17 protein-coding genes are annotated in these 18,969 nt (G+C 68.2%); 8 read left to right on the forward strand and 9 right to left on the reverse strand.

Annotated elements, in window-relative coordinates:
- Window positions 1-73 precede the first annotated feature (73 nt).
- Window positions 74-1,090, forward strand: a complete 1,017-nt coding sequence (locus tag M3195_RS12250) for a sugar-transfer associated ATP-grasp domain-containing protein (protein ID WP_251587923.1) — start codon at window positions 74-76, stop codon at window positions 1,088-1,090.
- An 87-nt stretch (window positions 1,091-1,177) separates the two neighbouring features.
- Here the strand turns inward: M3195_RS12250 and M3195_RS12255 are convergent, their stop codons facing one another.
- The 3 genes from M3195_RS12255 to M3195_RS12265 all read right to left on the reverse strand — a co-directional run bounded on the left by M3195_RS12255 (window position 1,178) and on the right by M3195_RS12265 (window position 4,223).
- Window positions 1,178-1,870: a coenzyme F420-0:L-glutamate ligase gene (locus M3195_RS12255; protein WP_251587925.1), complete on the reverse strand. Its 693-nt coding sequence runs from the start codon at window positions 1,868-1,870 to the stop codon at window positions 1,178-1,180.
- Window positions 1,870-3,153 carry an RNA polymerase sigma factor gene (locus M3195_RS12260; RefSeq protein WP_285885976.1) on the reverse strand — a complete coding sequence of 428 codons (1,284 nt, stop codon included), beginning with the start codon at window positions 3,151-3,153 and terminating at the stop codon, window positions 1,870-1,872. Before M3195_RS12260 ends, M3195_RS12255 begins: the two co-directional genes overlap by 1 nt.
- A gap of 128 nt (window positions 3,154-3,281) precedes the next feature.
- A complete protein-coding gene (locus M3195_RS12265; RefSeq protein ID WP_251587929.1) occupies window positions 3,282-4,223 on the reverse strand; it encodes a proteasome assembly chaperone family protein in 942 nt (313 codons plus the stop codon).
- A gap of 104 nt (window positions 4,224-4,327) precedes the next feature.
- On the opposite strand from M3195_RS12265, the gene M3195_RS12270 reads away from it, so the two are divergent.
- The 3 genes from M3195_RS12270 to sucB all read left to right on the forward strand — a co-directional run bounded on the left by M3195_RS12270 (window position 4,328) and on the right by sucB (window position 9,053).
- Window positions 4,328-5,800 carry a leucyl aminopeptidase gene (locus M3195_RS12270; protein ID WP_251587931.1) on the forward strand — a complete coding sequence of 491 codons (1,473 nt, stop codon included), beginning with the start codon at window positions 4,328-4,330 and terminating at the stop codon, window positions 5,798-5,800.
- Window positions 5,801-5,804: 4 nt separating this feature from the next.
- Window positions 5,805-7,178, forward strand: coding sequence for a dihydrolipoyl dehydrogenase (gene lpdA, locus M3195_RS12275; RefSeq protein WP_251587933.1), 1,374 nt, complete (start codon window positions 5,805-5,807; stop codon window positions 7,176-7,178).
- 87 nt (window positions 7,179-7,265) lie between these two features.
- Window positions 7,266-9,053 (forward strand): 2-oxoglutarate dehydrogenase, E2 component, dihydrolipoamide succinyltransferase, encoded by a 1,788-nt coding sequence (gene sucB, locus M3195_RS12280; RefSeq protein ID WP_251587935.1) that lies wholly within the window; start codon window positions 7,266-7,268, stop codon window positions 9,051-9,053.
- A 10-nt stretch (window positions 9,054-9,063) separates the two neighbouring features.
- Here sucB and M3195_RS12285 read toward each other — a convergent pair whose 3' ends face one another.
- On the reverse strand, window positions 9,064-10,572 hold the full coding sequence (locus M3195_RS12285) for a hypothetical protein (protein ID WP_251587936.1): 1,509 nt from the start codon (window positions 10,570-10,572) through the stop codon (window positions 9,064-9,066).
- 158 nt (window positions 10,573-10,730) lie between these two features.
- Between M3195_RS12285 and M3195_RS12290 the strand changes: the two genes are divergently transcribed.
- Window positions 10,731-11,441, forward strand: a complete 711-nt coding sequence (locus M3195_RS12290) for a DUF4191 family protein (protein WP_251587937.1) — start codon at window positions 10,731-10,733, stop codon at window positions 11,439-11,441.
- Between the two features lie 63 nt (window positions 11,442-11,504).
- Here the strand turns inward: M3195_RS12290 and M3195_RS12295 are convergent, their stop codons facing one another.
- The gene (locus M3195_RS12295; protein ID WP_251587941.1) at window positions 11,505-12,692 is read right to left on the reverse strand and encodes a RimK family alpha-L-glutamate ligase; all 1,188 of its coding nucleotides are present in this window, start codon (window positions 12,690-12,692) and stop codon (window positions 11,505-11,507) included.
- Window positions 12,693-12,717: 25 nt separating this feature from the next.
- Between M3195_RS12295 and M3195_RS12300 the strand changes: the two genes are divergently transcribed.
- Window positions 12,718-13,197: an ATP-dependent zinc protease family protein gene (locus M3195_RS12300; protein WP_251587942.1), complete on the forward strand. Its 480-nt coding sequence runs from the start codon at window positions 12,718-12,720 to the stop codon at window positions 13,195-13,197.
- Between the two features lie 6 nt (window positions 13,198-13,203).
- On the opposite strand, the gene M3195_RS12305 is transcribed toward M3195_RS12300, so the two are convergent.
- The gene (locus tag M3195_RS12305; protein ID WP_251587943.1) at window positions 13,204-13,632 is read right to left on the reverse strand and encodes an RDD family protein; all 429 of its coding nucleotides are present in this window, start codon (window positions 13,630-13,632) and stop codon (window positions 13,204-13,206) included.
- 117 nt (window positions 13,633-13,749) lie between these two features.
- Here M3195_RS12305 and glnA point away from each other — a divergent pair, with 117 nt between their 5' ends.
- A complete protein-coding gene (glnA, locus tag M3195_RS12310; RefSeq protein WP_251587946.1) occupies window positions 13,750-15,174 on the forward strand; it encodes a type I glutamate--ammonia ligase in 1,425 nt (474 codons plus the stop codon).
- Between the two features lie 102 nt (window positions 15,175-15,276).
- On the opposite strand, the gene glsA is transcribed toward glnA, so the two are convergent.
- Both glsA and M3195_RS12320 read right to left on the reverse strand, forming a co-directional pair.
- Window positions 15,277-16,215, reverse strand: coding sequence for a glutaminase A (gene glsA / locus M3195_RS12315; RefSeq protein WP_251587950.1), 939 nt, complete (start codon window positions 16,213-16,215; stop codon window positions 15,277-15,279).
- On the reverse strand, window positions 16,212-16,730 hold the full coding sequence (locus M3195_RS12320) for a GNAT family N-acetyltransferase (RefSeq protein WP_251587952.1): 519 nt from the start codon (window positions 16,728-16,730) through the stop codon (window positions 16,212-16,214). The genes glsA and M3195_RS12320 overlap by 4 nt, the downstream gene beginning before the upstream one ends.
- A 134-nt stretch (window positions 16,731-16,864) precedes the next feature.
- Between M3195_RS12320 and M3195_RS12325 the strand changes: the two genes are divergently transcribed.
- The gene (locus M3195_RS12325; protein WP_251587954.1) at window positions 16,865-18,010 is read left to right on the forward strand and encodes an AI-2E family transporter; all 1,146 of its coding nucleotides are present in this window, start codon (window positions 16,865-16,867) and stop codon (window positions 18,008-18,010) included.
- On the opposite strand, the gene M3195_RS12330 is transcribed toward M3195_RS12325, so the two are convergent.
- Window positions 17,997-18,923 (reverse strand): diacylglycerol/lipid kinase family protein, encoded by a 927-nt coding sequence (locus M3195_RS12330; protein ID WP_251587957.1) that lies wholly within the window; start codon window positions 18,921-18,923, stop codon window positions 17,997-17,999. The two genes, M3195_RS12325 and M3195_RS12330, sit on opposite strands and share 14 nt — an antisense overlap.
- Window positions 18,924-18,969: the final 46 nt, after the last annotated feature.

Consider the following 18,969-nt stretch of genomic DNA (forward strand, 5'->3'; position numbering starts at 1 on the left):
GCCTAACTCCGGGCTGCCAGGTTGCCCGGTGGGCCGCCCGTAGACTGGGAGCGACCGAAGAACTTGGAGATCCATGTCGCGCTTTTCCCCTGTGCCCCGTGTCCGCTACCTGCTGGAGCGCGCGCGCCGCATCGACGTCGGCTCCGTGCTCGAGCGCGCGAAAGAGGCCTCCGCGCAGCACGGCAAGGCTCTGCCGCTCGTGGTGGTCGATATGCTCTGGTCCGCCGGACGCCACAATGTCGGATTCCAGGACTACATCGACTACGACTTCGCGATCCTCACGAAGGCCGAGCGCGACACGTACATGACGCACCCGGTCTCGAACCAGATCTCTCAGCAGTACGACCACCCCGACTACCGCCACCTGTTTCACGACAAAGCGGAGTTCAACGGGAAGTTCGATGCTCTCCTGAAGCGCGAGTGGATGCTGATCACCGAGGGCAACGCCAACGAGCTCCGTGCCTTCACAGAGCGCCAGGGAACGATTGTCGTGAAGGAGACCCACGGTCAGGCCGGCACCGGCGTGCATCGCTATCACGCCGCCGACGTCACCGACTGGGACGCCTTCCACGCCGAGCTCCTGTCGAAGAAGCAGGTCCTCGTCGAGGAGGTCATCCGCCAGCACGACGACCTCGCGGCCGTCTGCCCCGGCACCGTCAACACCACCCGCGTCACCGCCTTCTTCGACGGAGAGAAGACCCACATCCTCGCCATCGCCCAGAAGTTCGGCCGTGGCGCGGTCAGCGACCAGATGAGCTTCGGCGGCTTCTACACGATGCTCGACGACGACGGCCACGCCGTCGGTCCCGGCTACGATTCGCACGGCCACGTACACGTCACGCACCCCGACTCAGGCTTCGTGATCGCCGACTTCCAGCTGCCGATGATGGACGAGGTGCGCACCTTCGTCGATCAGGCGGCCCGCGTCGTGCCGCAGGTGCAGTACGTCGGGTGGGACGTCGTCGTCACGCCGGACGGCCCCGTGCTCGTCGAGGGCAACTGGGGCGCCGGCGTCTATGAGAACAAGCCGAGCGTGACCGGCATCCGCACCGGTCACAAGCCGCGGTACCGCGCGGCCATCGGCTTCTGACTCCCCGCCCGTCTCGAGCACGACCAAGGCCCGGATGCCGAGTATCCGGGCCTTCGTCGTGTGCGCTGTCTGCCGGCGAGGCGCGCGTCACGCGACGCGAACGATCCCCATCGGCGTGGACTGACGCGCCTGACCGAGCGGGTTGTCGCCGAGGATCTGCACGAGGCGGCGCTCACCCGCCTTGTCGAGGGTGGATCCGAGGATGTTCCCGCCGATGTCGTTGATGTCGACCACCGCCACGTCGACTGTGCTGCCGACGAGCTTCTGCAGCCGCTGGGCGACCTCGCGTGGATTCTTCGGCCCGAGCACGACGGCCTCGTTGTACGGCGGGATCGTGTTCTTGGTGGGGCCGTCGATCGCCCGCGCCTTGTCGCCGGCGACGCGATAGAAGTCACCGCGCCGGCCGAAGGCCTTCGTGACGACCGAGACGCCCGCCGCGAAGAGGATGCGGAGCGTGCCGCACTCCCGGAGCGCCATCTCCATCGTCTCGGGCATGCCGAGGCCGATGCCGTAGGACGTCCGCACGACGTACCGCGAGAGGAAGCGCGCCAGCGGACGCGGCGTGATCTCGTCGAGGCGGTACGACCGGCCCTGCGTGATCGCGACGATCTTCTCGGTCACGAACAGCAGGTCACCCGGCTGAACGGCGTCCTTCGCGTACTCGGTCACGATGGCGTCGAGGTCGTCGTCGGGCATCACCACGCGGGTCTTGAGCGGGATGCGGGCGTACTTCTTCCCGTCGACGCTCGCCTCGAGCGCCTTGCCGTCGTTCGCCTGCATCACTCGAGGTAGTCCCGCAGCGACTGCGATCGGCTCGGGTGGCGCAGCTTCGCCATGGTCTTCGACTCGATCTGACGGATCCGCTCGCGGGTCACCCCGAAGGTGTCGCCGATCTGATCGAGCGTCTTCGGCTGTCCGTCGCCGAGGCCGAAGCGCATGCGGATCACGCCCGCCTCACGCTCCGACAGCGAGTCGAGCAGCTGCTCGAGCTGACGCTGAAGCATCGTGAACCCCACCGCGTCGGCCGGAACGACAGCCTCGGTGTCCTCGATCAGGTCGCCGAACTCGCTGTCGCCGTCTTCGCCGAGCGGAGTGTGCAGCGAGATCGGCTCGCGGCCGTACTTCTGCACCTCAATGACCTTCTCGGGCGTCATGTCGAGCTCGCGGCTGAGCTCCTCGGGAGTGGGCTCGCGGCCCAGATCCTGGAGCATCTGCCGCTGCACACGGGCAAGCTTGTTGATGACCTCGACCATGTGCACAGGGATGCGGATGGTGCGGGCCTGGTCGGCCATGGCGCGCGTGATCGCCTGGCGGATCCACCAGGTCGCGTAGGTCGAGAACTTGAAGCCCTTGGTGTAGTCGAACTTCTCGACGGCGCGGATCAGACCGAGGTTGCCCTCCTGGATCAGGTCCAGGAACTGCATTCCGCGGCCGGTGTAGCGCTTCGCGAGCGAGACGACGAGTCGCAGGTTGGCACCGAGCAGGTGGCTCTTGGCGCGCTGGCCGTCGCGCGCGACCCACTGCAGGTCGAGTCCGAGCTGGCCGGCCTTCTCGGCGGGCGACATCGCGGAGAGCTTCTCCTCGGCGAACAGGCCCGCCTCGATGCGCATCGCGAGCTCGACCTCTTCGGCCGCGTTCAGGAGCGCGACCTTTCCGATCTGCTTCAGGTAGTCCTTGACCGGGTCGGCGGTCGCACCGGTGATCTGCGTGGAGTAGACCGGAACGTCCTCGTCGTCGTTCGACGAGATGACGATAGCGCCGGTCGGCAGCGGCTCGGTGAACTTCGGCTTCGAGTCCTCTTCGTCCTCGTCCGCCTCGTCGGTCGCGCCGGCGACGGGAGCCTCGTCCTCTTCGACGATGTCGTCCGACTTCTTCTTCTTCGCGGGGGCGCGCTTGGCAGCGGCGCGCTGTGCAGCGGTCTTGGGCGCCGGCTTCTCGGCCGCCGTCTCCTCGACCTGCGCGTCGACCTCGGGGGCCTCGGCGCTCTTCTTCGTCCGGGTTTTCTTGGTCGTGGCAGGAGTCACGTTTCGCCTTTCACGGGGCCGCTGGCAGCCCCGGGCCATTTCGGACACTAGTAAGACCCTTGTCAAGTCCGATCTCCGAAAAGATCGATTGACAACGGGTCAGACTCCTAGTATCGCACACGTGAGGGGATGCGGATGCATTCCGGCGAAGTCGATCGACAGGAAAGTCAGCCGCGGCCGTTCTTGTCGTCGTCGCCCGTGGGACGAGTGGCCAGATACCGCTCCAGTTCGGCCGCCAGCTCGTCGGCGCTCGGCAGATCGCGTTCGTTGAACCCGCCTTCGTCGTACGAGTCGTCCTCCGGATCCCGACCGGCCATATACGCGTCGTAGCGACGCTCGAGGCCGTGCACCATCTGCTGCAACTCCTCGTTACCGAGCACCTGCTCGTCGACCCGGGCGAGGTAGTCCTCGCGGCGCTCCTGCACCTCGTCGAGGAGGATCACCAGACCCGTCGCCGCCATCAGCTTGTCGGCTGCCGCGATCACGGCATCCGGGTTCTCCGTCTCGGCCAGGTAGTGCGGCACGAGCAGGACGAACCCCACGACCCGTTCGCCCCGCTCCGCGAATCGGAACTCGAGGAGATGACCGGCCGTCGCCGGCACCTGCGTGCGCGGTCGCCACACCGAGTGCGCCACGGTGAGCTCGCGACGGTTGCCGCTGACGGTCGTGCCGATCGGACGCGTATGCGGCACCGGCATCGCGATCGAGTGCACCCAACTGAGACCGGACACCTCGAACTCCTCCGCCAGATCCAGCACCGTGCGGGCGAACTGGTTCCAGGCGAAGTCGGGCTCGTATCCCGCGAGTAGCAGGAACTTCTGCCCCAGGGCGTCGGTGGCGAGAGACAGCTCGAGGCGCGCGGGGCGGAACTCGGTGAGGTGGTCCTGGTCGAAGGCGATCACCGGTCGACGGGCACGGTAGTCGAGCAGCACGTCGTTGTCGAAGACGGCGATCGGCTGCGGAGAGGTGGTCTCGCGGAGGTGCTCGATGAGTCCGGAGACCGCATTGCCCGCGTCCGTGAAACCGGTCAGCAGCAGCACCAGGGGAAGGCCGCGCGGCACCGCCGGCGCGTTCGCGACACGTTCGTGGATCTCTCCGGAGAAGGGCATGTGTCCATGCTACGAGCAGCCGCGGACGGCGGGGCTGAGCGCGTCATGCTCAGAGCGAACACGCCGATCACGACCGCGGCCGACCACGCTCCTAGGATGGAGGCATGACGCTTCCCGCGCTCACGCGCACTACAGAACAGTTCCCCGGAAGCGCTGCAGACGCCGCAGTGCTCGTCATCTCCGAGATCACCGAATCCGGCGAAGAACTCGCCGCGTTCCCGGGTCTCGCCGACGCTCTCCGCGGGGTCGGGTTCAGCGGATCCGCTTCCGCGTTCGCCAGGGTCCACGTGCCGGAGGTCACCGCGATCCCCTTCGCGGTCGTCGGAGTCGGAGCCGAGCCGGATGCCGCGGCCGTGCGCAACGCGGTCGGCACGGCGCTGCGCACCCTCACCGGGTTCGATACCGTCTCGGTCCGACTCGTCCCCGGCATCGAGCAGCACGCGAACGCCGCCGCAGAGGGCGCCGTGCTCGGCGGGTACCGCTTCGACAGCTACAAGACCGACAAGGGCAAGAGCCGGGCGTCGTCCGTGCTGCTGCACGCGGAGCTCGACGACGACGCCGTCGCGAAGGCCGTCGCTATCGGCGATGCGGTGGCGCTCGTCAAGGACCTCGTCAACGTCCCCGCGGAATGGCAGAGCCCCGCACAGCTCGCGCAGAGCGCCGCCGACAGCGTCGCCGACCTCGACGTGACCGTCGAGATCCTCGACGAGGACGCACTGACCGAACAGGGCTTCGGCGGTATCCTCGGAGTCGCGCAGGGGTCGGACCGCCCACCACGCCTCGTGCGACTCGACTACGCCCCCGCGGATGCCACGCGTCACATCGCGCTGGTCGGCAAGGGCATCACGTTCGACACCGGCGGTCTCTCGCTCAAGCCGGCCGCGTCGATGGTCGGCATGAAGTTCGACATGGCCGGCGCGGCCACAAGCCTCGCCGCCCTGCGCGCGATCGCGACGCTGAGCCTGCCCGTGCGCGTCACGGCCTGGCTGTGCATCACCGACAACATGCCGTCAGGCCGCGCGCTGCGCCCGGGCGACGTTCTCCGCATGCTCGACGGCACGACCGTGGAGGTCCCTAACACCGATGCCGAGGGCCGGCTCGTGATGGCCGACGGCCTGGTCGCAGCGAGCCGTGAGAACCCCGACGTGATCATCGACGTCGCTACGCTCACCGGTGCGATCGTCATGGCCCTCGGGCACCGTCACACCGGCGTGTTCGGTGACGACGACGCCGTGGCGGACATGCTCGCCGCGGCCGACGCCGTCGGCGAGCTCGCGTGGCACATGCCGCTCCCCGACTACATGGAGGACTCGCTCGACTCCCCTATCGCCGACATGCAGAACGCCAACATGGGCGACCGCATGGGCGGCGCGTCCTACGCCGGACTCTTCCTGCGCCGCTTCGTCGGCCGTGTGTCCGACGAGGACGGAGCACCGCGCATCCCCTGGGTGCATCTCGACATCGCCGGCTCCGGCGAGCACGGCGGAGCCCCCTACGGCTTCACCGAGAAGGGCCCAACGGGGGCGATGGTCCGATCGATCGTCGCCTTCGCCGACGCATCCCACACGGAGGCATGACCACATGACAACCCACACCTTCGACATCGTCGTCCTGGGCGGAGGCAGCGGCGGCTACGCCGCAGCCCTCCGAGCGAGTGAGCTCGGCAAGACCGTCGCTCTCATCGAGAAGGACAAGGTCGGCGGCACGTGCCTGCACCGGGGCTGCATCCCCACGAAGGCACTGCTGCACGCGGCCGAGGTCGCCGAGCACGTCCGCGGCGCCGCGCACGTCGGCATCACCGCGACCCTCGAGAGCATCGACCCGGCCGGTGTGCGCACCTACCGCGAGGGCATCGTCGCCAAGAAGTACAAGGGCCTCGAGGGACTCGTCAAGGCTCGGGGCATCATCACGGTCGCGGGTGTCGGTCGGCTCAATGCCGACCGGTCGGTGAGCGTCGGCGACGACGTCTACGTCGGCACCGACGTCGTCCTGGCCACCGGCTCGTACAGCCGCACGCTCCCGGGCCTCGAGATCGGCGGACGCATCCTCACGAGCGAGCAGGCCCTGTCGCTCGACGTCATCCCCGACCGCGTGCTGGTGCTCGGCGGCGGCGTCATCGGCGTGGAGTTCGCGAGCGTGTGGCGCTCGTTCGGCGTCGACGTCACGATCATCGAGGCGCTGCCGCATCTGGTGCCCAATGAGGACATCGCGATGAGCAAGGGGCTCGAGCGCGCCTTCCGCCGCCGCGGGATCACCTCCTCCCTCGGCGTCCGATTCCAGTCAGCAACCCAGACCGACGAGTCGGTCACCGTGACTCTCGAGAACGGCACCGAGTTCACGGCCGATTACCTTCTCGTCGCGGTCGGACGCGGGCCGGTGACGTCTGACCTCGGCTTCGAGGAGGCGGGCATCACGCTGGACCGGGGCTTCGTCACGGTCGACGAGGACCTCCGCACCGGCGTGCCGGGGGTGTGGGCCGTCGGCGACATCGTGCCGGGGCTGCAGCTGGCACACCGCGGGTTCCAGCAGGGCATCGCGGTCGCGGAGCGCATCGCCGGACTCTCGCCCGCGAACATCCCCGACTCCCAGATCCCCAAGGTCACCTACTCCAGCCCCGAGGTCGCCTCCGTCGGCATCACCGAGGAGGCCGCCGTCGCGGAGCACGGAGCGGATGCCGTCACCGCCTACGAGTACAACCTCGCGGGCAACGGCAAGAGCGAGATCATCGGGACCGGCGGTCTCGTGAAGGTCGTGCGCCTCAAGGACGGCCCCGTGCTGGGCGTGCACCTCCTGGGTGACCGCGTGGGCGAGCTCATCACCGAGGGACAGCTGGCGGTCGCGTGGGAGGCGCACCCCGAGGACATCGCACCGCTCATCCACGCCCACCCGACCCAGAGCGAAGCCCTCGGCGAGGCGTTCCTGGCACTGGCCGGGAAGCCGCTGCACGCTCTCTGACCCCGACACCGGCCGCGCGGACCACCAAGGGCCGCGCAGGTCACTAAGCTAGACAAGCGTCATACAACTTCTGAAGGAGACTCCGTCATGAGCACATCCGTGGTCCTCCCCGCTCTCGGTGAGAGCGTCACAGAGGGTACGGTCACCCGCTGGCTCAAGCAGGTGGGAGACACCGTGCAGGCGGATGAGGGCCTGCTCGAGATCTCGACCGACAAGGTCGACACCGAGATCCCCTCCCCCGTCACCGGCGTGATCGAGGAGATCCTCGTCGCCGAGGACGAGACCGTCGAGGTGGGTGCACTGCTCGCCCGCATCGGCGACGGCAGCAGCTCCGCACCGGCCGCCGATGCCCCTCAGGCCGCCGCGCCCGAGGCCGAGGCGACGCCCGAACCCGCCGCTGCGCAGGCCGAGGCACCTGCCGCCGAGCCGGCTCCGGCCGCTGAGGCAGCTCCGGCCGAAGCCGCTCCGGCCGCCGCCCCCGCGGGCGACGCGAAGGACATCGTTCTCCCCGAACTCGGTGAGAGCGTCACCGAGGGCACCGTGACGCGCTGGCTCAAGCAGGTCGGCGACAGCGTCGAGGTCGACGAGGCTCTGCTCGAGATCTCGACCGACAAGGTCGACACCGAGATCCCGTCCCCGGTGGCCGGCGTGCTGCAGGAGATCGTGGCTGCGGAAGACGAGACGGTCGCCGTCGGCGCCGTCCTCGCCCGCGTCGGATCGGGAGCGGCGCCTGCTCAGGCGGAGTCCGCTCCGGCCGCACCGCAGGCCGCCCAACCTTCCGAGGCCCCCGCCGCCGCGGCGTCCGTGTCGGAGACTCCCGTCGAGAAGCCGGCCGAGCGCCCCGCCGCGGAGGCTCCCGTCCAGGCCCCGGCCGAGGCGGCGAAGGAAGAGGCAGCACCCGCCACCTCGTCCACCCAGGCGCCGTCGGCTGAGCCGTCTGCACCGAAGCTCTCGCTCCCGACCGAGAGCGACAACCTGTACGTCACGCCGCTGGTCCGTCGCCTCGCCTCGCAGCAGGGCGTCGACCTCGCGAGCGTCAAGGGAACCGGTGTCGGAGGACGCATCCGCAAGGAAGACGTCCTGAAGGCCGCCGAGTCTGCGTCGACGGCTCCTGCCGCGGCCGCCGCCCCCGCTGCGCCGGCCCCGCTCGAGGTGTCGCCGCTCCGTGGCACCACGCAGCCGATGTCGCGTCTGCGCAAGGTGCTCGCCCAGCGTGCCGTGGAGTCGATGCAGTCGACCGCTCAGCTCACGACCGTGGTCGAGGTCGACGTCACCGCTCTCGCGGAGTACCGCGACAGTGTCAAGGCGTCGTTCCTGGAGAAGACGGGCGACAAGCTGTCGTTCCTGCCCTTCTTCGCTCTCGCAGCCGCCGAGGCCCTGCAGGCCTTCCCGATCGTGAACGCCACGGTCGACGGCGACCAGATCACCTACCCGGCGACCGAGAACCTGTCGATCGCGGTCGACACCGAGCGCGGGCTGCTCACGCCCGTCCTGCGTGACGCCGCGTCGAAGGACATCGCCGAGATCGCCCATGAGATCGCCGACCTCGCCGCGCGGACGCGCGAGAACAAGCTGAAGCCCGACGAGCTCGCGGGCGGCACGTTCACGCTGACCAATACCGGTTCGCGCGGCGCGCTGTTCGACACTCCGGTCGTGTTCCTGCCGCAGTCGGCGATCCTCGGCACCGGCACGGTCGTCAAGCGCCCCGGCTTGGTCAAGGTCGGCGGCAGCGACGCGATCGCGATCCGCTCGTACGTGTACCTGGCGCTGTCGTACGACCACCGCATCATCGACGGCGCGGACGCCGCCCGCTTCCTCGGCGCAGTGAAGGCTCGTCTCGAGTCGGCACAGTTCGCCGCTCAGCTCGGCGCCTGATCCGAACACCTCACTCCGGCTGGTCCGCGGCGTCGTAGACGTCGCGGACCAGCCATTTCTCGTCGGTCTTCACGAGCACCAGGACGAACGCGCCCGGCCCGTCCGCCTCCTCAGCAAGAGGACTCGACATCCGGATCACCGCGATATCGCCGTAGACGTCGAGCAGGATGAATTCTGGCTCCGCCCCTGGCCCGCGGTCGGAGCCGAGCACATCGACGACGCCGACCGATCCGGCTGCGACCGCGCCACGACACTCGGCATCGCCGGAATCCGCGCACTCTTCGATCGCGCGGAGACGCCGGGGCGCCGCGGCGACGGGATCCTCCTCGCGAGGCTCCGCGGACGGCTCGGCGGATCGAGAACTCTCGTCCGTCGGTGGGGACGGGCTTTCTTCCGCCGTCCTCGCTGTCACCACCGCGCCGTCACCCGCCTCGCCTGGAGCGGTCTCGATCGGACGCGCCTCCGTCGGCTCACCCGTCGCTCCACCGGGCCACAGTGCTCCTCCGGCGAGAACGAGGGCGGCGGCTCCGAGTCCGACGACGATCTTCGGCACACGTCGGCCGCGATCGGCACGTGTGTTCTCGATGCCGGCCGATGCCGGGTTCAACGGCACCCGTGGACCTCGGGTCTTGCGCCGCCCGAGCCGGGCACCCATCACAGACATCCATTCGACCGAGCGGCGGAAGAGCGACACGACGAACGAGTCCGGGAAGCCACCTGAATTCGAGTCGCCGCCTCGCGTCCGGGCTGACCGGCCGGAACGAACTCGTGACCGCATCCGCGCCTTACGCGTCGGCTCCGATACGACAGGGTCACGCACTCCCCTCGCGACGTCGCTCTCCCGCGCCTCCGCACGACGCTCGACCCGCAACAAGGGTCGCGGCGCGGCGATCTCCAACAACTCGGCTTCCCAGCCGAGAAGCTGACGCCGCGGCACGTCCGGCCGCTGCAGGGCGGCGCGCAGACCGTCACAGATCGCGCCGAGCAGCCGCCGCAGGGCGCGGTCCGCGCACCCGTCCTCCAGCGCCGCGACGAGATCCGCTGCCGCGGCACGGGCATCGGCTCGGCTCCCCGCTCCGATCACGAAGGTCGGGCATCCTTCCTCCGTGAGCCACCATTCCCCGCCGGACCCGAGAGTCCCCGAGCTGGTCGACTCGTCGATGCCTCTCAGCAGGCTGACGACGAGAGTTCCGACCTCGCCGGCGGACAGCGCGGGCTCCCCCAGCCCGCGCTGTCCGATGAAGCCGGCGACCCGCTCCGTGCACCACGGCAGCAGCACATCGTGTCCGTCGACGCGACGCACGAGGTCGAGTGGGCCGACGACATGGCGGCTTCCCGCGTGCCGCCAGCCGTCCCAGCCGCTGACCTCTTCGACATCCCGCAGCACCGCCACACCGTCCCCACGGGTGACCAGCGTTCCGGGATACGGTCCCTCCTCCGCCGACAACCGCCGCACGACCCGGTGCGCACCGGGGACGAGCTGCGGCTCGCGTCGAATGATCTCCTGCTGGGCCTTCATGCCCCCATGACAGCGCATTCGCACCTTCAGCGGTCGCGAAAAAGGCGCCTGTGCAGGAATCGCCCTCGGTTCTCGGGTTGTGCAGAAGCGCTGCGCAGACGGTCCGCCTCCCGCGAACGCCGACATGACGTTCTCCGGGAATCGGTATTCTTGTACCCATGGCAAACCGATCGTCCGCGCCCGAGAAGCGCCCCGGCTTCTTCTCTCAGATCAAGTCGCTCTTCCGGTTCACCCGCGAGGTGTACCCCTGGCTTCCCTGGGCGCAGATCGGTGTGCTGATCGCCGGTGTGCTGATCGGCCTCATCGTCGGCTACCTGATCCCGCCGTTCCAGGTGTGGACCCTCATCCTCTGGGCCATCTCGGGCCTGATGCTCGGAGTTCTGGGCGCGATGTTCCTCATGACGCGGCTGTCGACGTCCGCCATGTATCAGAAGATCGACGGCATGCCCGGTGCAACCGGTCACGTGATCAGCACGAGCCTCGGTCGCAGCTGGCAGGGTTCCGACACCCCGGTGGGCATCAACCCCAAGACCCAGGACGCCGTCTACCGCGCCGTCGGTCGCGGCGGTGTCGTCGTGATCGGCGAGGGCGCCCGCGGCCGCCTCACGCGCCTGGTGAACGACGAACGCAGCAAGGCCGCCCGCGTCGCCCACGGCGTGCCGGTCACGGTGCTCTACGTCGGACACGGCGACGACGATGTCGCGATCGCCGACCTCGCCAAGACCATCAAGAAGCTGCCCAAGGCCATCGACAAGGCCACCATGGCTGCCGTCATCAAGCGCATCGACTCGGTGTCGCAGTCGATCTCCTCGCTGCCGATACCGAAGGGCATCGACCCGACCAAGGTGCGCGCGCAGCGTCCGCGCTGATCCGACCCCGCACACGACGAAGCGCGGCTGTTCTCCCGAGGGAGACGGCCGCGCTTCTGTCTGTCACTCCGACAGCGGCTGCCGCGGCAGCTTGCGCACCTTGGCTCGGCGCCGACGCCGTTCCGGGATCATCGACCGCATCTCGTCGAGCTTGCCGAAGCAGAACAGGCGGTCGTCGGCCTCGAGGACCACGTGCTTGCGCGGGTTCGGGATCACCGAGACACCGCGATGAAGGGTGAGGACCGTGATGTCGCGCTCCCAGAGCCCGGCCTCGCCGAGCGTCTTGCCGACGAGGCCGGCTGCGTTGTGGACCATCAGCTCGGCGACGCCGTAGCCCGTCGAGACGGTGAGCCGCTGTCGCACGTCGATCTCGGGGAAGGCGACCTGACCGGCGATGTAGTCGATGATCGCTCCGGCGACGTCGAGCTTGGTCGCGGTCTCGATGCCCTGAAGGCCCGGAGAGGAGTTGACCTCCATCACGAGCGGTCCCTCGTCTCCCTCCAGCATGTCGACGCCCGCGACGCGCAGGCCCATGATCTGGGCGGAGCGAACCGCGGCGCGCTCGTACACCGGGTCGAGCTCGATCGCCTCGACCGAGCCCCCGCGGTGCACGTTCGAGCGGAACTCGTCTCCCGCGGCGGAGCGACGCATCGCGGCGACGACGCGGTCTCCGACGACGAGGGCCCGGATGTCCCGGCCGCGGCTCTCCGAGATGAACTTCTGGATGAGCACGTTCTGTTTCGTCGAGTGCAGGGTCTCGATGATCGCCTCGGCCACCTTCACCTGGGGCGCGAGGATCACGCCGATGCCCTGGGTGCCCTCGAGCAGTTTGATGACGACGGGTGCTCCACCGACGCGCTCGATCGCGGGTCGCACGTCGGCGCGGTTGCGCACGAACGCGGTCGGCGGCATCGCGATGTTGTGACGCGACAGGATCTGATTCGCGCGGAGCTTGTCGCGCGCGCTCGAGATGCCGTTCGCGGTGTTCGGCGTGTACACGTCCATCTGCTCGAACTGCCGGACCACGGCGGTGCCGAAGTACGTGATCGAGTTGCCGATGCGCGGCAGGATCGCGTCGTAGTCACTGAGCTGGCGGCCCCGGTAGTGCAGATCCGGCTCTTCCGAGGTGAGGTCGATCGCGAAGCGCAGCGTATTCAGCACTTTGACGTTGTGCCCGCGCTGGAGAGCGGCGGCACGCAGTCGTTGCGTGGAGTACGCCTGGGGCGCACGGGAGAGCACTGCGATCTTCACGGGGATTTCCTGCCAGGATGGTCGGGTGAGTAAGTCATCCCATTCAAACACTCTTATCGGGTGGCGAGAATGGGTCAGCCTGCCCGATCTCGGAGTCGATTGGATCAAGGCGAAGATTGACACGGGTGCGCGGACCTCGTCGCTGCACGCGTTCGACATCCACGAGTTCGAGCGCGACGGCGCCGCATGGGTGCGCTTCCGCGTGAAGCCCTGGCAGGACAGCCAAGAGGATGCCGTGGACGTCGAGTCTCCCGTGCACGACCGCCGGGCGGTGCGCAGCTCGTCAGGTCACGCACAGGAGCGCTTCGTCGTCGAGCTGCTCATCCGCCTCTACGACCGCGAGGTGCTCGCCGAGGTCACCTTGAGCAACCGCGACGAGATGGGCTTTCGGATGCTGATCGGCCGCGAGGCTCTCAAGCAGGGCTACGTCGTCGATCCGGCACGCTCGTTCGTCGGCGGACGCGCGCCTCGCGAAGCGCGCCGCCGCAACCACGGCAAGGAGTGACGCGGCTCAGGCGCGGATGAGGACGAGGCCCGGGAGCTTGTCATGCAGACCCCGCTGATCTGAATCCCAGATGACGGCGGGGATGACGACCACGAGCAGCAGCGTCCGGACGATGGGTCGCCAGAGGCCGACCCACCCGCCGTGCAGGCGGACGACCCGCATTCCGAGGATGCGGTGACCGGGACTCCCGCCCGCGGTCGGGATGAACAGGATCTGCAGCACGGCGAACACGGCGATGGGTCCGAACTGCGACAGCCCGGCTTCGGAGGGAAGCGCGAACTGGTCGAACCCGAGGAACGCGGTGGCGATGATCGTCGCCGCGAGGTAGTCGATGACGAGTGCGCCGATCCTGCGCCCCGGGCGGGCGATGCTGCCGGTCCCGGTGTTCGGCAATCCGAGTCTCTCGCCGGGGTATGTGTTCACAGCATCCGTCACGCCTCCAGCCTACCGGCGCGTAACATCCCCGAAACAAAGCCGATACTCCCGGGAAACGCCTCAGCCGTACTGTGCAGAATGGCCGTAAGCCATCGATCCGCAATCCAGGAGTCGTCCATGTTCAAAGATTCGTCCGAGGTTCTCGCCTACATCAAGGAGAACGAGGTCAAGTTCCTCGACATCCGCTTCACCGACCTCCCGGGTGTGCAGCAGCACTTCAACATCCCCGCCTCCACGGTGGACGAGGACTTCTTCACCAACGGCCAGCTCTTCGACGGCTCGTCGATCCGCGGTTTCGCGAACATCCACGAGTCCGACATGCAGCTCATCCCGGATGTGACGACCGCATACATCGACCCCTTCCGCGAGGCGAGCACCCTCGTCATGATCTTCGACATCTACAACCCGCGCACGGGTGAGATCTACACGAAGGACCCGCGTCAGGTCGCCAAGAACGCCGAGAAGTACCTCGCGTCGACCGGCATCGCCGACACCGCGTTCTTCGCCCCCGAGGCCGAGTTCTACATCTTCGACGAGGTGCGCTACTCCGTGACCGCGGGCGAGAGCTTCTACAAGGTCGACTCCGAAGAGGCCGCGTGGAACACGGGCCGTGAGGAAGAGGGCGGCAACCTCGGCAACAAGACCCCCTACAAGGGCGGCTACTTCCCGGTCTCCCCCGTCGACAAGACGGCCGACCTGCGCGACGACATCACGCTGAAGCTGATCGACGCCGGCTTCATCCTCGAGCGCTCGCACCATGAGGTCGGCACCGCCGGTCAGCAGGAGATCAACTACCGCTTCGACACCATGGTGCACGCGGCCGACGACATCCTGAAGTTCAAGTACATCGTCAAGAACACGGCAGACCTCTGGGGCAAGACGGCGACGTTCATGCCGAAGCCGCTCTTCGGTGACAACGGCTCTGGCATGCACACGCACCAGTCGCTGTGGAACGACGGCAAGCCGCTGTTCTACGACGAGGCCGGCTACGGCCAGCTCAGCGACATCGCCCGCTGGTACATCGGCGGCATCCTGGCGCACGCGCCCGCACTGCTGGCCTTCACCAACCCGACCCTCAACAGCTACCACCGCCTGGTGAAGGGCTTCGAGGCACCGGTCAACCTGGTCTACTCGGCCGGTAACCGCTCCGCGGCCATCCGCATCCCGATCACGGGCTCCAACCCGAAGGCGAAGCGCATCGAGTTCCGCGCGCCGGATGCCTCGGGCAACCCGTACCTCGCGTTCGCCGCGCAGCTCATGGCCGGCCTCGACGGCATCAAGAACCGCATCGAGCCGCACGAGCCCGTCGACAAGGACCTCTACGAGCTTCCTCCCGAGGAGGCCAAGAACATCCCGCAGGTACCGAACTCGCTGCTGGACTCCCTCGAGGCTCTGCGCGCCGACCACGCCTTCCTCCTGGAGGGCGGCGTGTTCACCGAGGAGCTCATCGAGACCTGGATCTCGTACAAGTACGAGAACGAGATCCTGCCGATGGCCCAGCGCCCGCACCCGTTCGAGTTCGAGCTGTACTACGGCGTCTGATCCCGATCAGCACCACGAGAGAGCCCGCCTCCGGCATCGCGCCGGAGGCGGGCTCTCTCGTTCGCGTTCCCGCGCCTCTCGGTGCTCTGCGGCGAGTCCGGCTCAGGCGGGACCGGCCCGGAAGGAGTGCAGGTCGAGGTCGGTGCTGAGGACCTCGCTTGCGATGTGACCGCGCACGCTCGTCCCTCGCTCATCGAGCGGCGGGCTGACGACTGCTGCGCCGAGGCGACCTGGCGCGGACAGCACGATCACGCCCGACACGCCGGACTTCGCGGGGACGCCGACCTGCCGCATCCACCGCCCTGACCCGTCGTACACGCCGCACGTCGCCATGACAGAGATCACATCGCGGGCTACCTCGCGGGAGACCACATGGACACCGGTGACGGGATTCCTCCCGCCCGCGGCCAGCGTCGCACCCATCAGCGCGAGGTCGTGCGCGTCGACCAGCGTCGCACACGCCTGTGCGTACACCGCGACCGCGTCGTCAGCACTGACCGCCAGCGTGCCCTCCGCACGCATGAGATGGGCCAGCGCGTGGTTGCGATCGCCGAGCAGATGCTCGTTCTCCGCGACGTCGACATCCATCTCGAGGTCTCGTCCGGCGAACGCGGACAGACCCCCGAGGATGCGCGCGCTGCGCGCTTCGGCATCCGCGCCGTCGACGAGAGAGGCTGTCAGGAGAGCGCCGGCGTTCACCATCGGATTCGGCGGCCTTCCGGTGCCGCTCTCGAGCTTGATCGCGTCGAAGGCCTCTCCGGTCGGCTCGATGCCCACCCGGTCGAGCGCCTCACCCCCGGTGTCCTGCAGCGCGAGGGCGAAGAGGAACGGCTTCACGGCGGATTGGATGCTCACCTGCACGTGAGAGTCCTCGCTCGCGTTTTTCGCGCCGTCGATCGTCACGATCGACAGCGCGACGAGCGAGGGATCGGCGCGCGCGAGCTCCGGGATGCTCTGATCGACCGCTCCGTCGGTCTCCGGCACCAGCCGAGCACGCAGTGCGTCGAGGTCGTAGGTGATTGGATCCGGTCTCGGCGTCATGGGTCCAGCCTCGCAGACTGCGGATGCACGTCGAGCGCCCACTCGTGAGAGTGCAGCTCGGACCCCCGGAACTCTCCTGCGGACGAGCCGACGAGCTCGAATCCCGCCCGACGGCAGACGCCGTTCGAGGCGGCGTTCTCGACGCTGGGGAAGGCGACGAGATGGCGCAACCCCGCGGGATGCGCCCGGGCGTCTTCGATCAGCAGCGCGAGCGCGCGCGAGGCGACACCTCTCCCCTGCGCCTCCGGCACCACGAACCAGCCCGTCTCGAAGGCCGCCTCCTCTCGCCACGAGACGGTCCAGTATCCGATCGCGCCGACCGCGCCGCTCTTCGCGTCGAGCACGACGAACATCCTCGCCTCCGCAGGGTCAAGAGCGAGGTACCGACAATGGCGGTCGAGAATCTGTTGCGCGCTCTCCGGACCGTTCAGGTGCGCCGTCATATCTGCGGTGTTCGCCGCACGCAGCAGCGGCAGATCGTCATCCGACCACGGCCGGAGTCTCAGTGTCTCCATCCACTGACCTTGCCACGGGCCGCCGACATCTCGCATAGCACCGAAGAACGCCCTGACGCCACCCGGCGAGCCCTGCTTGACCGGCATGCGCGGCGATGGTCAACTGAGAGGTCGGCGACAACAGAGGGAGCATCATGCGTCGGAAGATGACGAAGGCGCAGGCCGGGACCGCGGAAGAGCTGATGAACCAGCCGAAGACAGCCGCAGCGGCGCTCGCTCGGATCAATCCGTTCATGTACGGGCTGCTCGGCGCCCTCGGAGTGCTCGTCGCACTCGTGCTCGGCGGCATCGTCGATCAGCTCGCCACAGTACTCGTCTACATCGGCGTGGCCATCTTCCTCGCCCTGGGCCTCGACCCGATCGTCACGTGGATCGAACGCAAGCTCCCCCGGCCGGCCGCCGTCGCCATCGTCGTGTCGGTCGTCGTCCTGGCCTTCGCCGGCATCCTCCTCGCGATCGTGCCGATTCTCGTCGAGCAGATCACCAACCTCATCAAGGACGGGCCGAAGATGGTCCAGGACTTCATGGCCAGCGACTGGTTCAAGGGCATCAGCGAACAGTTCGGCTCGACCTTCGACGACGCGGCGCAGGGCGTCCTGAGCTTCATCCAGAACCCGGGCAACATCCTCAACATCTCCGGGGGCGTCTTCGCGGTCGGCGCCGGGATCGCCGGCGGATTCACCGGCGTCACGATCGTCCTGATCCTCACGCTCTACTTCATGGCGTCGCTCCGCAGCATGAAGAAGGTGTCCGCGCGCTTCGTCCCCGCCTACCAGCGCGAGACGTTCAGCGGTCTGCTGGAAGACGTCTCCGGTGCCGTCGGCCGCTACGTGATGGGGCAGGCGAGCCTCGCGCTCATCAACGGCATCCTGAGCCTCATCATGCTGACCATCATCGGGGCCCCTGTCCCCGCGCTGCTGGCCCTCATCGCCTTTATCGGCTCGATGATCCCGCTCGTGGGCACGCTGTCGGCGTCGATCATCAACTCGCTCATCTGCCTCATCGCGAGCCCGGTCACGGCGCTGATCGCGTTCATCTACTACCTCGTCTACATGCAGATCGAGGCATACGTCCTCTCGCCCCGGATCATGAACAAGGCTGTCGCGGTGCCCGGTGCTCTCGTCGTGATCGCCGCGGTGGCCGGCGGCGCGCTCGGGGGCATCCTCGGAGCGCTCGTCGCGATCCCTGTCGCCGCGAGCATCATCATCATCGTCCAGAAGGTCGTCTTCCCGACGCAGGACGCGAAGGTCGTGCCGCCGGGAACCCTCAGCGAACGGTGATCGCCGCCGGCTGCACCCGCACGCTGAAGCGCGAGACCTCGCCGACCTCTTCACCGTCGATCTCGAAGATCTGCGGCGATGACAACTCGACCGAGATCCGCTCGGCAGCGACGTGTGTCGTGGAGTTCGTGCTGACGGCCTCCTCGACCGCACCGAAGATGCGGCGGATGCCGTTCTCCCACACGACGGAACGCACGGTGTCGAGCCACTGCAGCGGGCCCTCCGCGCTCACGAGGAGCATGTCCAGCTGACCGTCGTCGAGCACGGCGTCGGGGAGCAGGCGGATGCCGCCCTGCACCATGCCGCAGTTGCCGATCAGCATCGTGTGACCGCGCAGCTCCTGTGCTTCGCCCTCGTCGAGCGTGAGCGCGATGTCGGTCATCTCCGTGCCGGCGAGTGCGCGCCCCATAGCCTCGACGTAGGCGAGCCATCCGGCCCTGTCCTTCAGGTCCTCATCGGTCTCGACGAGCATCTGCGCATCGATGCCGAATCCGACCATGACGACGAAGGCGTGTTCCTCGCCGTCGACCTCCACCCAGCCGATGTCGATCTTCTTCTCCTCGCCGTCGCGCACCCGGAGGAGGGCGGCCGACGGGTCGTTGAGCGGGATCGACAGGTTGCGCGCGAGCAGGTTCCCCGTCCCCCGGGGCACGATGCCGAGCGCCGCACCGGTGCCGGCGAGCCCCTCGGCCACGGCGCGCACGGTGCCGTCGCCACCCGCTGCCACCACGACATCGCACCCGGCCGCGACGGCGTCGGCCGCCTGACCGCGACCCGGATCTTCGACGGTGGTCTCCCACCACTCGACCTGAGTCCCGTCGGCGTCGCCGAACACGTCCTCCACGGCGGACTGCAGCTGGTCCCCGCCCGGCTTCGAGGGGTTCCAGATCACACCGAGCTTCGAGATCGCCATGAGGTCAGCCTGTTCCAATCCCGGCCGCTTGGCAACTCGACGGGCG

The organism is Microbacterium hydrocarbonoxydans, assembly GCF_023715885.1.
GTDB classification, from domain to species: domain Bacteria; phylum Actinomycetota; class Actinomycetes; order Actinomycetales; family Microbacteriaceae; genus Microbacterium; species Microbacterium hydrocarbonoxydans_C.

Excerpts from the sequence above, each read along its gene's own strand:
- M3195_RS12255 (WP_251587925.1), bottom strand. The coding sequence starts at position 1,870 with ATGCAGGCGAACGACGGCAAGGCGCTCGAGGCGAGCGTCGACGGGAAG.
- M3195_RS12290 (WP_251587937.1), top strand. The coding sequence starts at position 10,731 with ATGGCAAACCGATCGTCCGCGCCCGAGAAGCGCCCCGGCTTCTTCTCT.
- M3195_RS12320 (WP_251587952.1), bottom strand. The coding sequence starts at position 16,730 with ATGGAGACACTGAGACTCCGGCCGTGGTCGGATGACGATCTGCCGCTG.
- M3195_RS12325 (WP_251587954.1), top strand. The coding sequence starts at position 16,865 with ATGCGTCGGAAGATGACGAAGGCGCAGGCCGGGACCGCGGAAGAGCTG.
- M3195_RS12260 (WP_285885976.1), bottom strand. The coding sequence starts at position 3,153 with ATGGCCCGGGGCTGCCAGCGGCCCCGTGAAAGGCGAAACGTGACTCCT.
- M3195_RS12265 (WP_251587929.1), bottom strand. The coding sequence starts at position 4,223 with ATGCCCTTCTCCGGAGAGATCCACGAACGTGTCGCGAACGCGCCGGCG.
- M3195_RS12285 (WP_251587936.1), bottom strand. The coding sequence starts at position 10,572 with ATGAAGGCCCAGCAGGAGATCATTCGACGCGAGCCGCAGCTCGTCCCC.
- M3195_RS12250 (WP_251587923.1), top strand. The coding sequence starts at position 74 with ATGTCGCGCTTTTCCCCTGTGCCCCGTGTCCGCTACCTGCTGGAGCGC.
- M3195_RS12270 (WP_251587931.1), top strand. The coding sequence starts at position 4,328 with ATGACGCTTCCCGCGCTCACGCGCACTACAGAACAGTTCCCCGGAAGC.
- M3195_RS12330 (WP_251587957.1), bottom strand. The coding sequence starts at position 18,923 with ATGGCGATCTCGAAGCTCGGTGTGATCTGGAACCCCTCGAAGCCGGGC.
- sucB (WP_251587935.1), top strand. The coding sequence starts at position 7,266 with ATGAGCACATCCGTGGTCCTCCCCGCTCTCGGTGAGAGCGTCACAGAG.
- lpdA (WP_251587933.1), top strand. The coding sequence starts at position 5,805 with ATGACAACCCACACCTTCGACATCGTCGTCCTGGGCGGAGGCAGCGGC.
- glsA (WP_251587950.1), bottom strand. The coding sequence starts at position 16,215 with ATGACGCCGAGACCGGATCCAATCACCTACGACCTCGACGCACTGCGT.
- glnA (WP_251587946.1), top strand. The coding sequence starts at position 13,750 with ATGTTCAAAGATTCGTCCGAGGTTCTCGCCTACATCAAGGAGAACGAG.